The 13,694-nt window shown below is 73.4% G+C and carries 7 protein-coding genes and 1 tRNA gene; 6 read left to right on the top strand and 2 right to left on the bottom strand.

Annotated elements, in window-relative coordinates; all coding sequences use genetic code 11:
* Positions 1-2,472: FG-GAP-like repeat-containing protein (locus ACXJKG_RS13000; RefSeq protein WP_456846177.1), on the top strand; the 2,472-nt coding region annotated here is incomplete at its 5' end.
* A gap of 3 nt (positions 2,473-2,475) precedes the next feature.
* On the opposite strand, the gene ACXJKG_RS12995 is transcribed toward ACXJKG_RS13000, so the two are convergent.
* Positions 2,476-4,164 carry a SulP family inorganic anion transporter gene (locus ACXJKG_RS12995; protein ID WP_456846176.1) on the bottom strand — a complete coding sequence of 563 codons (1,689 nt, stop codon included), beginning with the start codon at positions 4,162-4,164 and terminating at the stop codon, positions 2,476-2,478.
* A gap of 117 nt (positions 4,165-4,281) precedes the next feature.
* Here ACXJKG_RS12995 and ACXJKG_RS12990 point away from each other — a divergent pair.
* Positions 4,282-4,352: transfer RNA gene (locus ACXJKG_RS12990), tRNA-Gly, on the top strand.
* Between the two features lie 68 nt (positions 4,353-4,420).
* Complete coding sequence (locus ACXJKG_RS12985) at positions 4,421-4,945, top strand: hypothetical protein (RefSeq protein ID WP_456846175.1); 525 nt, start codon at positions 4,421-4,423, stop codon at positions 4,943-4,945.
* Between the two features lie 35 nt (positions 4,946-4,980).
* Here ACXJKG_RS12985 and ACXJKG_RS12980 read toward each other — a convergent pair whose 3' ends face one another.
* Positions 4,981-9,171: a S8 family serine peptidase gene (locus tag ACXJKG_RS12980; protein WP_456846174.1), complete on the bottom strand. Its 4,191-nt coding sequence runs from the start codon at positions 9,169-9,171 to the stop codon at positions 4,981-4,983.
* Between the two features lie 154 nt (positions 9,172-9,325).
* Here ACXJKG_RS12980 and ACXJKG_RS12975 point away from each other — a divergent pair, with 154 nt between their 5' ends.
* The 3 genes from ACXJKG_RS12975 to ACXJKG_RS12965 form a co-directional block, all read left to right on the top strand.
* The gene (locus ACXJKG_RS12975) at positions 9,326-10,009 is read left to right on the top strand and encodes a DUF998 domain-containing protein (protein WP_456846173.1); all 684 of its coding nucleotides are present in this window, start codon (positions 9,326-9,328) and stop codon (positions 10,007-10,009) included.
* Between the two features lie 116 nt (positions 10,010-10,125).
* The gene (locus ACXJKG_RS12970; protein WP_456846172.1) at positions 10,126-12,201 is read left to right on the top strand and encodes a S8 family serine peptidase; all 2,076 of its coding nucleotides are present in this window, start codon (positions 10,126-10,128) and stop codon (positions 12,199-12,201) included.
* Between the two features lie 42 nt (positions 12,202-12,243).
* Positions 12,244-13,694, top strand: a 1,451-nt coding sequence (locus tag ACXJKG_RS12965; RefSeq protein ID WP_456846171.1) for an FG-GAP-like repeat-containing protein, incomplete at its 3' end; no start/stop codon positions are given.

The raw sequence follows: 13,694 nt of genomic DNA, 5'->3' as shown, positions 1-13,694 counted from the left end.
GGCGCTGCCGACACGCGCACGATGGCGGTCGGCGACGTCACCGGCGACGGCGTCGTCGACGTGGTCACCACGTCCCCGGGGGCGTCGTTCGCCGTCTACCCGGGCGACGGCGACGGCGCGGGCAGCCTGGCCCCGCCGGAGGAGGTCGCGGTGACCACCGCCACGGGCAACGGCATCGCGACCGCCGACGTCGACGGCGACCACGACCTCGATGTAGTCGTGGCCGTCCGCACCGGCTACCAGCTCTTCCTCCAGGACGCCGGCTCGCTGACGCCCGGCGCCGTGATCCCCACGACGTCGACGACCGGCGGGTCGCTGCTGGTCGCCGCGGACATGGACGGCGACGGCGACACCGACCTGGTGCTGACCGGCTTCGCGGACGACTCCACCCATGTCGCCGTCAACAACGGCGCCGGCGTCTTCACGCTCGGCGCGGCCGTCCCCACCGGCCTGGCCCGGCTGACGGTCGGGGACGCCACCGGCGACGGTCGCCCGGACATCGTCACGGCGTCGGACGTGTTCGCGCAGGCCGCGGGCGGCACCTTCGCCGGTCCGACCGCGCTCCCCTACCTCGCGACGACGAACGGCGTGGCCGTCGGCGACGTCACCGGGGACGGTCGGCCCGACGTCGTGCGCACCGACGGCACCGGCTGGCTCTATGTCGAGCCCAAGCTCACGACGGCCGGCTTCGGCACCCAGCGCAAGGTGTGGGCCGGCAGCAACGCGTCCCCCGTGGCACTCGGTGACATCGACGGCGACGGGCGGACGGACGCCCTCGTCGCCAACCAGGGGTGGAGCACCGTCTCGCTGCTGCGCCAGCTGCCCGACGGCACCTTCGACACCCCCGAGGTGGTCGCCCCCCTCACGTCGCAGCCCTGGTTCCAGGAGGGCGCGTTCCGGCTGGCGGACCTCGACGGCGACGGGCTGCTCGACGTGGTCCAGACGCCGAACGGGGTGTACGCCGACCACACGGTCGTCGTCCTGCACCACCTCTCGTTGACGCCCGTCGGCGCCGAGCACGGCTGGTTCGACGACGTCACCCCGACCCCGCACTCCTCGGGCGCCGCGCTGCGTCCGACGGTCAAGGTCGTGGCGGGTCGGCCGCTGTCGCCCGCGTCGCTCACCGCGCAGACCGTCCGGCTGCGCGACGGGCAGACCGGCGCGACCGTCAGCACGGTCCGCGCGTACGACGCAGCGACGAGGACCCTGAGCATCACGCCGACCGCGGACCTCAGCCCTGGCGGACACTACGAGGTCATCGTCCGCGGGGTCACCGACGCCGACGGGTTCGTGCAGGACACCCCGCTGCGCACCTGGTTCACGGCGGCGGCGCACGGCGACCGGTTCACGCCGATGGACCCGCTGCGCGTGCTGGACACCCGCATCGCGCTCGGCGTCCCCACGGCCGCCCGCGTCGCCTCCGGCAAGCCCGTGCGGCTCGACCTGTCCGACGACGTCCCCGCGGGGACCACCGCGGTCGTCCTCAACGTCACGGCGTCGGCCCCCAGCACGCAGGGCAACATCCGCGTGTACCCGACGCCGAGCGGGAGCGGCGGCGCACCCAAGGTCTCCAACCTCAACGTCATGCCGGGCGTCGACCAGCCGAACCTGGTGACCGTGGGCCTGGGTGCCGACGGGTCCGTCACGCTGCTGGCCGAGGCCACCACGACACACCTGATCGCCGACCTCGCCGGCTACTACAGCCCCGGCGGCGGCACCGCGTTCGAGCCCGTCGCCCCCGTGCGGCTGCTCGACCTGCGCGACGGCACCGGCGGCGTCCCCGCCGGCCGCCTGCAGCCCGGCCACTGGGTGGACCTGCAGGTCGCCGGCAAGGGCGGCGTGCCCGCCGACGCCAGCGCCGTCGTCCTCAACGTCACCGGCACGGGCGTCACCGGCCTGACCCACGTCCGGGTCTACCCGTCCCCGGGCGCCGGCGAGGACCAGACGCCGCCCGACATCTCCAACCTCAACCTCTCGCCGGGCCGCGACCAGCCCAACCTCGTCACGGTCCGCCTTGGCGACGGCGGCCGCGTGCGGTTCTACATCCACACCGCCGCCGCGTACCTGCTGGCCGACCTCGCCGGCTACTACACGGCGACCGGCGACAACGGGTTCGTCCCGCTGACCCCCACGCGCATCGCCGACACCCGCAGCAGCCTGGGCATCCCCCTGCTGCGCTCGGGCGTCGCGTCCCCGCTCAAGGTCGGCGGGGTCTCGGGCGTCCCCTCGACGGCGACGGCCGCCGTCCTCAACATCACCGGCTCGCAGCCCCGCGGCGTCACGCACGTCCGGGCCTTCCCGACGACCGTCCCGGCCACCCTGCCGGACATCTCCACCGTGAACCTGGTGCCCGGGCGCGACGAGGCCAACCTGGCGATCGTCCGGCTGGGCGACTCCGGGCGGGTGTCGTTCTACGCGGCGACGGCGGACGTCGACCTGATCGTCGACGTCTCGGGGTACTTCCGGAAGTAGTGGTCAGGCCTTCTGGGACGCCACGAACGCCAGCACGGCCGCCTCGACCGTCGGGAAGACGTGCGCGTTGTCGAAGCCCTCGAGCGTGCCGTATCGCCGGAGGTCGTCCAGCAGCGCGGGATCGGGCGAGGCGAGCGCGAAGACCCCGTGGTCGGCGTGCACCGCCGTGATCAGGCCGGCCAGGGCGAGGCTCGCGGAGTAGTCGACGTCGGTGAGCGAGGAGCAGTCGAGCACCAGCCAGCGGACCTTGTCGGGCGCGCCGGCGATCAGTGCCTGCACGTCGTCGGAGAACCGGTTGGCGTTGGCGTAGAACAGCTCGGCGTCGTACCGGAACACCAGCAGCCCGGGCAGGCTCTGCGCCCCGGGGGCGGCCGGCGTGTACGAGGGGACGCCCTCCTTGTTGACGCCGACCAGGAAGCCCTTGGGCGAGTACGCCCGCCGGATGATCTCCAGGATCGAGAGCGCGACCGCCAGGACGATGCCCTCCTCGACCCCGACCGAGAAGACGACGACGGCGGTGAGCAGGGCGATCACGAACTCGCTCACCCGGGCCGCCCTGATCCGCCGCAGGCCGGCGACGTCGATGAGCCCGATCCCGATGAGGAACACGATCGCGGCCAGCACGGCCTTCGGCATGTCGGTGAGCAGCCCGGTGAGGAAGAGCACGACCGCCAGCGCGACCAGCGACATCGTCATGTTGGCCACCTGCGTGCGGCCGTGCTGCTCGTCGAGGATCTGGGTCTTGGTGGGGCTGCCGTTGACGACGAACGTGCCGCTGAGCCCGGCGGCGAGGTTCGCGCCGCTCAGCCCGACGATGTCGCGGTTCACGTCGACGCGCTGGTCGTGCTTCATCGCGAAGCTGCGGGACGTCGCGGCGCTCTGCGCGATGATCAGCACGAAGCACGAGAACGCGATACCGATCACCTTGGGCACGTCGCCCCAGTCGAGGCCGCTGGGCAGCCCGATCGGCGGGAAGCCGCCCTGGACCGCGCCGATCACGTCGACGCCGTGCGAGGTCGCGTCGAGGCTGCCCGACAGGACGATCGACGCGATCACGGCGATCACCGCCCCCGGCACCCGGGGCGCGAACCTCTTGCAGCCGACGATGATGACCAGCGTCCCGACGGCGAAGGCGACGGTCCACGGGTCGGCATCACCGAGGTGCGTGATCGTGTACCACTGCTGCGCGAACCAGTTGCCGGTGCCCTTGGGGATGCCGAGCATCTCCGGCAGCTGCCCCGTGAACACCTGGATGCCCACGCCGGTGAGGAACCCGACCAGCACCGCGGAGCTGAGGAAGTCACCGAGGAACCCGAGCCGCAGCAGCCGCGCCAGCACCAGCAGCACGCCGCAGACGATCGCCACGAGGCTCGTCCACGCCAGCCACTCCGCCGTGCTCGGCTCCAGCCCGGCGATCCCGAGTCCCGCCAGGCCGGCCGCCAGGATCGCCGCGGTCGCGGAGTCCGCACCGACGACGAGCAGGCGCGACGAGCCGAGCAGGGCGAAGACGAGCGTCGGGAAGATGAGCGTGTAGATGCCGGTGACCACGGGCGTCTGCGCGATCGAGGTGTAGCCCATCGTCTCGGGGATCGCGACGGCGGCCAACGTCACCCCCGCGACGACGTCCGGCGCGAGCCACGACCTGCGGTAGCCGCGCAGTGTCGCCGGGACCATCGAGCGGGACTCCGCCACCGTCTACCTCCGCTGCTGGGGTGCGGCCAGTGTGGCGGGTGTCCGCACTGTCCGGGTGGAGTTCGCGGCACCGATCCAGCCGGGTATRCTCTCTGCCGGACCGATCCTGTCGGTCACGCGGGTGTAGTTCAGTGGCAGAACTTCAGCTTCCCAAGCTGATAGCGCGAGTTCGATTCTCGTCACCCGCTCCCAGAAGTCCCCCTCGCAGAACGACTGTCGCGATACCTTGCGCGCACACGTCGAGGAGGGAGCAGTCGTGCCGCTGACCGTGCGCGAGTCCGTCAGGTCCGGTGCGTCGCCCCTGCTCGTCGGGGTCGCGACCGTGGTGCTCCTCGCCGGGTGCGTCGCCGGTACGGACCCGCCCGTGGACGCGGCGACGCCCACCACCTCGCCGACCGTGCGCGCGACGCCGAGCCCGACCGCGACAGCGACCGCGACCCTCGACGCGAACGTCACCGCGTCGGCGCAGCCCAGCGCCACGTCCGACGACCCTCGACGCGCGACCGTCGACCAGTTCCTGGCCGCATGGCGGACCCGCGACGCGGCGACGATCACGACGCTGACCGGCTCGCCGGACGACCCGGATGCGCTCGCCGACCTGACACCGTCGAGCGACCCGGACTGCGACGTCGTCGACAGCGCGAGYCCGGACGGCCTGGCCTGCCTCGTCGACGTCGAGGAGGCTGCCGGCGCCGAGATGGGCTACGGCGTGGTCGTCGACGTGACTCCCGGAGCCGACGGAGGCTGGGTCGTCACCTGGGGGATGATCGACTTCGGGTGACGGGTCGCCGCCCCGCCACCCGAAGTCGGTGGTCCTCACTTCCGGAAGTAGCCCGACACGTCGACGATCAGGTCGGTGTCCGCGGTGAAGGTGAAGAACGAGACCTTCCCACCGGCCCCCGTGCGCGCGATGACCATGTTGGCCTCGTCGCGGCCGGGCACCAGGTTCAGGCTGGAGATGTCGGGCAGCGTCGCGGGCACCGTGGTCGGGAAGACCCGGATGTGCGTGACGTCGCGGGGCCGCGACCCGGTCACGTTCAGCACCGCCGCGGTCGCGTCCGCGGGGACCCCGGCCACGCCGGTGACCTGCAGGTCCTGCACCTTGCCGGCCTTCATCAGCCCGGTGAAGCCCTGCGAGATCCGGGTGTCGGCGATGCGGGCCGGGGTCAACGGGACAAACCCGTTGTCCCCCGTGGCCGTGTAGTAGCCCGCCAGGTCGGCCAGCAGGTAGGTCGCCGCGACGGGGGCGTCGAACCGGATCCGGCCACCGTCACCGACCTTGACCGTCACCAGGTTCGGCTGGTCGCGCCCGGCGCGCAGGTTCAGGTTCGACACGTCCGGACCGCCTTGCGGTTCAGCCGAACCCGGCGTCGGGTAGACCCGTACGTGCGTCGGCGCGGCCGTCTGCGTGCCCGTCACGTTCAGCACCACGGCCACCGCGTCGGCGGGGACCCCGTTGCGCCCGGTGACCTGCAGGTCCAGGTGCGCGCCCGCGGCCAGCCGTCCCTTCGGGACACCGCCGGTGCCGTAGCGCAGGTCCATCACCCGCACCGGCGCCAACGGCTCGAACGCCGCCGCCCCACCGGCCGAGTAGTACCCGGAGACGTCCACGATCAGGTGCGTCGAGGTCGCCTCAGGGAGCAGGGTGATCGTGCCGTCGGCGCCCAGGGCGACCGTGACCAGGTTCGGCTGGTCCACGCCCGGGACCACGTTCAGGTTCGACACCGTGGGCGGCACCCCGTTGGCCGGGGTCGGGTACACCCGCACGTTGCCCTGCCGGGCCACCCCGGTCGCGGTCACGTTCAGCACCACCGCGGTGCCACCCGCGGCGGCCAGGCCGCTCAGGTCCAGCACCAGCTGCTCACCCGAGTCGATCGGGGACCCGTAGTCGCGGCTGTCGAAGATGCGCACCGGGTCGATCGGCGTGAACCGCGACCCGTTCGCTGCCACCGTGAAGAACGACCGGATCGGCTCGTCCTGCGGCACGTCCGCCGAGTCGGTCAGACCCGACACGATCACCTCGTAGTGGCTGCCCGGGGACAGGTCGGCCGAAGGGGTCAGGCTGATCGTCTTCGTCCCCGCGGTGTACGTCACCGACGCCGGCACCGCCGCACCCGTCGCACCGTCGATCAGCCGCACCGTCTGCGCGCTCGCCGACCCGGCCTTCAACGCCCGCTCCAGGGCCACCGTCACCGTCGGACGCACCGCCCCGCCGGCGCTGTTGGTCGCCGGCGTCACGCCCTTGAGCCACCCGTGCCCGAGCGGAGCCTGGCTGAGCGAGTTCTGCCGGAAGACCGACATCCCGTTGTCCGAGAGCACCAGGTCGTTGTGCCCGTCGCCGTCGACGTCGCCGACCTTGAGGCCGTCCGGCTGGTACCAGGACACGTAGTTGCCCGCGCCGAAGGTGATCGGCGCGCCGAGCGTCCCGTCGCTCTTCTGCGGGAGAACGGTGATGCCCAGCCACCCGCTGTTCGTCACGACCACGTCGGTCCTGCCGTCGCCGGTCACGTCGCCCGTCGCGATCACGTCGGGGATCTCGTACGCCGGGTAGGCGTGGGAGGCGGCGAAGGTCTGGTTCGCCTGCAGCGAGTCCACCTGGACAAGACCGTTGTTGGACGCGCTCGGCCGGATCACGTCCGCGAACCCGTCGCCGGTGACGTCGGCGATCGCGAGCGTGCGCCAGAGGCCGAACCCCGTGCTGGGCAGCGCGACCGGGTTGGCAAACGTGCCGTCCGCCTTCTGGGCGAAGTACTGGGAGACGTCGACGATGTCGGGCCGCCCGTCGCGGGTGACGTCGCCGACCGCGATCCAGATGGACGACGGGACGACCGCGCCCAGCGTGAACGTCCCGGTGCCGTTGTTCTTCGCCACCTGTGCGCCACCCGCTGTCCAGCTGGAGAGCACGAGGTCCTGGTCGCCGTCGCCGTCGATGTCGGCAGCGACGACCTTCTGCGCGTCCGCGAACGCGAGGGACGTCCCGGCGACCAGACCGCCGGCCGGCGGCTGCGTGAACACCTGGACGCCGGTCGTCGTGGCCGCGACCACGTCCATGCGGCCGTCGCCGTTGACGTCGACACCGGCGATGCCCGACCCGTTGAAGGTCCCGCTCGGGAGCGCGACGAGCGTCGGTGCCGCGACGGTGCCGCCCGCCTGCCCGGCGTAGACGTCGAGCGCGGAGCCCTGCAGCGGTGCGCTCACGGCGTCGGCCCGCCCGTCGCCCGTGACCTCACCCACCGCGATCGGACCGTCGTACGTGTCCGGTGGGGTCGACTGGTGGGTCCTGGTGAACGGCGGAGCCGTCCCGGGCGCGGCCGTGATCGTGTAGGTGTCGGTCGAGATCGCGCCGTCGGCCTCGGAGATCTCGACGTAGAAGGTGCCCGCCGCGGGGACGGGGACGAACGCCTGGGCCGTCGGGTTGCCCCCGGTGCTGGCGGAGGCGACGATGTCGCCCGCCGCGTTCCGGACCTCGACGTCGGCGACCAGCTGCACCCCCACACCGGGCGTCGGCGTGATGTCGACCTGCACGACGTACCAGCCGGCGGACGGGGCGTCGACGCGGTACCAGTCGACGTCGCCCTCGGGGCTGAGCGTCGCGGTGCTCCCGCCGCCCGGCAGCGACCGCGCGGTCGCCCGGGTGTCATCGGAGCCGCCCGGGTCCGTGGGCGCGCGGTCCAGCGGCACGCCCGGCGCGGCCGGGAAGGCGTCGGCCGCCGTCACGGCGGCGGCCGCGTCGAGCACCCCGCGGCCGTAGTACGGGTCGATCCCGCGCGGGCCGGCGTCGGCGGCCGTGGAGACCAGCCGCTGCTCCACCGCGGCCGGGGTCAACGCCGGGGAGTGCGCGACCACCAGCGCGGCCGCGCCGCTGACGAACGGTGCGGCGAACGAGGTGCCGGTGCCGGTCGTGTACCAGCCGTTCGCCGACGGACCGACCACCTGGTAGCCCGGCGCCGCCAGGGTGACCCAGTCGCCCCAGCTGCTGAAGTCCGTGAGCGAGCCGTAGTCGTCGGTGGCCGACACCGCGAGCAGCCCGTCGACCTGCGGAGCGTAGGCGGCCGGGTACATCGGGGCGTCCGTGCCCTCGTTGCYTGCCGCCGCGACGACGACGACGCCCGCGGCGACGGCACCCTGGATGGCGGTGAGCACGACGGGCGCGGGGTCGGGACCGCCGAGCGAGAGGTTGATGACGTCGGCGCCGTGCGCGGTGGCCCAGGTGATCCCCGCCGCCACCGTCGAGTCGGTGCCCGATCCGGTGTCGTCGAGGACCTTGACCGGCAGGATCTTCGCGCCGTAGGCGGCACCGGCCGCACCGTCGGCGTTGTTCGCGTGCGCGGCGATGACGCCGGCGACCAGGGTGCCGTGCCCGGCGACGTCCTCGGGGTCCGAGTCGTTCCCGATCAGGTCCGTGCCCGCGAGCACCGAGCCGGCGAGCTCCGGGTGCGTGCCGAAGACGCCCGTGTCCAGCACGGCGACGACCGTGCCCGTGCCCGTGCTGGTGTCCCAGGCCCGCGGCAGGCGCAGCAGGTCGAAGTAGGGCACCGACTGGACGTACGGGTCGTTCGGGACCGCGAAGGCGTGCCGCACGTGGTCCAGCTGGACGTCGGCGACCTGCGGGTCGGCGTCCAGCTTCGCCACGACGGCCGTCGGGTCCTGGTCGCCGACGTCGACCTGCACCCAGCCCGTGCCGTCGACGACGTCCTCGACCTGGGTGCCCAGCGCGGACAGCGACGAGCGCTGCTGGCTCGGCGATGCCGTCGTCGCGAACCGGACCAGCACGTGGTCCGGGGCGTACCCGGCCTCCTCGGGTGCGGCCGGGGTCGGGAGCTCGGGCAGCGGCGGCGCCGTGCGGGGCGCGTGCTCCGGGGCCGCGCTGAACGGCGTCGTGTGCACGTCCGGCGACGGGTCCGCGGGGGAGGGCTCCGGCGCAGCCTGCGCGGGAGCGCCCAGCGCGACCAGCAGCGCGAGCGTGAGGGGCGCGGCGAACCGCAGGATGTGGCGTCGGCGCAGCACGTGGGCTCCCGGTGATGGTGTCGGGACCCTGCACCCCTGCAGCCGACCGTCGGGGTCACGGTAGCGACAGCGCGGCCGGGAGTCGTCGCCCGAACGGGTCAATCCGGACGACCGTCCACCCCCGGCGATCGACCGTCGTCGCTACCGTTCCGACATGGACGACGACGCGGCGGCCCGCTCGACCAGGCGCACCTGGGCACTGGTCACCGTCGCCGCGCAGGTCGTCTTCGTCGCGTCCTGGCTGGTCGCGGCGGCGTGGCAGGGCGCCGGCTACAGCGTCCTCGCGCACTCGATCAGCGACATGTACGCGGTCACGGCGCCGCACGCCTGGTTCCTCGTCGTCGTGCTGACGCTGACCGGGGCCGTGACGATCGTCTTCGCGTGGCTCTGCGTCTGGCCGTCGCTGCGGGCCGGTGGCTGGTCCGCGCGGGTCGGTTCGATCCTGCTGGCGCTCTCGGTCTATGGCCTCGGAGACCTGCTGACCCCGTTCGAGCGCCTCGCGTGCCGGATCGCCGACGCCGGCTGCAGCGCGAGCGCCCAGACCGCGAACCTCGGTGGGACGCTCGACACGGTCCTGACCACGGCCGGCTTCACGTTCCTCGTGGGCGCCGGCTTCTTCCTCGCCGCCGCGATGCACAACACGGTCGACTGGCAGGGTCGGGCGAGACCGACCCGCTGGTTCACGATCGCGGTGCTCGTGGTCTTCGTCGCGGCCGGGGCGTTCTCGACCTCGCCCGTCGGCGGCCTGCTCGAGCGTCTCGCCGCGGCCCTCGGCGCGGCCGGCATCGCGCTGCTCGCCCTCGAGATCGCGCGACGGAACGAGCGCGCGACGGCGTGATCGTGCGGAAATCGCCCCCGCCGCCCCGTCGCTGCACCTAGGCTCCGAGCACGTCGACCGCGACCCCGAGCAACCGTTCGAGGCACGGTCGTCGTCTGGGACACCGGGGGCAGGTCATGAACCGCCGCATCATCAGCGCCGCGACGGCACTCGGCGTCGGTCTCGCCCTGACCGCCGGCGGCCTCGCCCCGGCAGTCGCCGCCCCCGCGACGCCCACAGCCACGGCCCCCGACCCCACCACCGGCGAGCGTCCGGACGACCGCGGTCCCGTGCCCGAGGCGACGTTCCCCGAGGTCGGCGGCGCGACGTACGACCCCGACCACGTGCTGGTGAAGTTCGCCCCCAGCACGACCGGCGCCCAGCAGCGGTCCGCCCTCGAGGCCGTCGGCGGCAGCAGCGAGGGCGACGTCGACGGCACCCCCTACGTGCAGGTCGCGGTCGGCGACGAGGACCCCGTCGACGTCGTCGCCCGGCTCGACAGCGACCCGCGCGTCGCCGAGGTGCAGCTGGACCACGTCCGGCACGCCTATGCGTGGACCAACGACCCCCTGATCAGCGACATCTGGCCGTACCTCGACACGCTCCGGCTGCCGCGCGCCTGGGACGCGTCCACCGGGTCGGGGATCACGATCGCCGTGCTCGACACGGGCGTGAGCCCGCACGAGGACCTGGCGCTGCTGCCGGGGTACGACTTCGTCGACGGCGACGCGAGCGCCGCTGACCCGAACGGCCACGGGACCCTGGTCGCCGGCGTCGCCGCGGCGCGTGGCAACAACGGCGCCGGGGCCGTCGGCGCCGCGTACGACGCCAAGATCCTGCCCGTGCGGGTGCTCGATGCCACCGGTGTCGGCGACGACTCCACCATCGCGAACGGCATCGCCTGGGCCGCCGGCCACGGCGCCGGGGTCATCAACCTCTCGCTCGGCGGGACGGAACCGTCCCCGATCCTGCGCGACGCGATCAGTGCGGCCGTCGCTGCCGGCGCCGTCGTCGTGGCCGCCGCCGGGAACGGCCACTCGCAGCAGGCGCAGTACCCGGCCGCGTACGCCCCTCAGATCGCTGGGCTGCTCGCGGTCTCGGCGACCGACGACGACGGCTCGCTCGCTGCGTTCTCCAGCTGGGGCGACTGGGTCTCGATCGCGGCGCCGGGCGAGTCCATCGTCGGGCCCTCCGCGTCGGGCGGGTACGTCTACCGGTCCGGCACCTCGTTCTCCGCGCCCTTCGTCGCCGGCGCCGCCGCCCTCGTGCGGGCGCACGCGACGATGACACCCGCCAAGGTCGAGGAGCGGCTCGAGACCACGGCCCGCGACGCCGGGCCCCGTGGCACGGACCCGTACTACGGGTTCGGCGTCCTGGACGCGGCGTCGGCCGTCACGACCGCGGACCCGGTGCCGGCCGCGGTGGCGGTCCCGTTCGACCGGATGCCGGGCGACGGCGTGGACAACGACACCCCCGCGACGGCCGGCGCGCTCGCCCCGCAGTCGGTCGGCACCATCGCGCCCGAGGGCGACGTCGACTGGTACCGGGCGACCATCGGGTCGGCGGGTTGGTACCGGGTCGAGGCCGACATCCTTGCCGCGCCGACCGGCGCGCAGGTGCTGGACCTCGCCGTCGAGGTGCGCTCGCCGACGGGCACCGTGCTCCGCACCGCGAGCGTCGCGAAACCGGCCGCCACCGAGAAGGCCGTGTTCCCCATGACCGCGGGTGGCGACGTGCTCATCGGCATCTCCAACGCCAACCCGTCCGCCAGCGACCAGTCCTACCGGGTCATGCTGTTCCCGGATTCCGGGCCGGCCACGTTCACGTCCACCCAGTACGAGGACCCCGAGTGGGCGTCGTCGGCCGCAGCCGGTGACCTGACCGGTGACGGCATCGCCGACGTCGTCACCAGCGACTACGACGAGGCGTTCTTCCGGCTCCAGAGAGGCAACGGCGACGGGACGCTGGCCAGCCCGGTCGAGGTCGCGATCCCCGCCGGGTACGGCCTCACCGTGACGGGGCTGTCCACCGCCGACGTCGACGGCGACGGGGACCTCGACGTCCTCGTCACCACCGTGAACGGCGTCGGCGTGTTCACGCAGGCCGGCGGCGTCCTCACCGCCCACGGGCTGATCGCCGACACCGGGGCATGGGACACGATCCCGATCGACGCCGACGGCGACGGCGACCGCGACCTCGTGATCACGGGCTAGCCCATCCTGCTCGCGCTCAACAACGGGACCGGCACGTTCACCGTGCAGCCGGGGGACTTCGGCACCGGGGACCACGTCGACGCCGGCTTCCTGGACGGCGACACCCACGTCGACATCGTCGTCGACGACACGCTCCACCTCGACGCCGACCTCGGCGCGTCCGTCGGGGCGCCCGTCGGCCCGGACCTGCTCAGGTTCGCGATCGGCGACGTCACCGGCGACGGGCGCGCCGACATCGTCAACCTCAGCCTCGACGGGGTCGAGGTCATCCCAGGACGCGGCGACGGCACCTTCGACCCGAAGGTCGTCTACCCGCTCGACAGGGGGGCGTGGGTGGTCCGCATCGCCGACATGGACGGCGACGGCCTGCAGGACGTCGTCGCCCTTGGGGACGCGTCCACCAGCATGGGACACCTCAGCGTGCTGCGGCAGCAGGCCGGCGGGACCCTCGGCGCTCCGTCCGGCTCCGACCTGCCCGACATCGTCGCCTTCTTCGGACATCCCGGGATCGCACCGGCCGACCTGGACGGCGACGGCGACCTCGACGTCGTCACCTCGGGGCTGTACCTCGTGGTCTCGGTCCAGCGAGAGCTCTCCGACACGGAGGGCCAGGCCTGGGTCCGCGCCGTGACCCCCGCGCCGCACACGTCGGGTGCCGCGGCGCGCCAGGTCGTGTCCGTCACGCTCGACCGGCCGCTCAGGACCCCGGTGCCCGCCAGCGTGCGGATCGTCGACGCGGCCGGAGCGAGCGTGGCCGTCAACCGCACCTACAACGCCGCCACGAAGACGATCCAGCTGACACCGACCGCCGACCTGAGCCCCGGGTCCCACTACGAGGTGGTCGTCGACGGCCTGACCGACACCAGCGGCGCGACCCAGTCGGTGCCGGTCCGGACCTGGTTCACGGTGGCGGCGCACGGCGACCGGTACACCCCGGTCGACCCGGTCCGGGTGCTCGACACCCGCACCGGCGTCGGCACCTGGGAGGCCGGACGGGTGCCCGCGGGCAAGGCGCTCGAGGTCGCCCTGTTCGGCCTGCCCGCCGACGCCACCGCCGTCGTCCTCAACGTCACGGCTGTCAGCCCGTCGGCGCCGGGCAACGTCCGCGTCTACCCGGAGGGGCTGGGCGCCCCGCCGAAGGTCTCCAACATCAACGTCATGCCCGGGGTGGACCAGCCGAACCTGGTCACGGTCGCGCTCGGCCCCGACCACCACACGATCCGGCTGCTCCCCGAGGCCACCACGACGCACCTCATCGCCGACATCGCGGGCTACTACAGCCCGGGCGCCGCGACCGCGTTCGAGCCCCTCACCCCCACACGCGTGATGGACATGCGCAACGGCACCGGCGTCCGCAAGGGCGCCCTGAAGGCCGGCCAGTGGGTCGACCTGTCCGTCGCCGACGGCACCCTCGTGCCCAAGGACGCGACCGCCGTCGTCCTGAACGTCACCGGCACCCAGGTCACCGGACCCACCCACGTGCGCGTCTACCC

It is taken from the genome of Cellulomonas sp. P5_C6, assembly GCF_054049635.1.
This window is presented reverse-complemented; position numbering and strand designations above follow the sequence as displayed.

Coding starts and splice junctions, on each gene's coding strand:
- ACXJKG_RS12975 (WP_456846173.1), top strand. CDS start 9,326: ATGGACGACGACGCGGCGGCCCGCTCGACCAGGCGCACCTGGGCACTG.
- ACXJKG_RS12970 (WP_456846172.1), top strand. CDS start 10,126: ATGAACCGCCGCATCATCAGCGCCGCGACGGCACTCGGCGTCGGTCTC.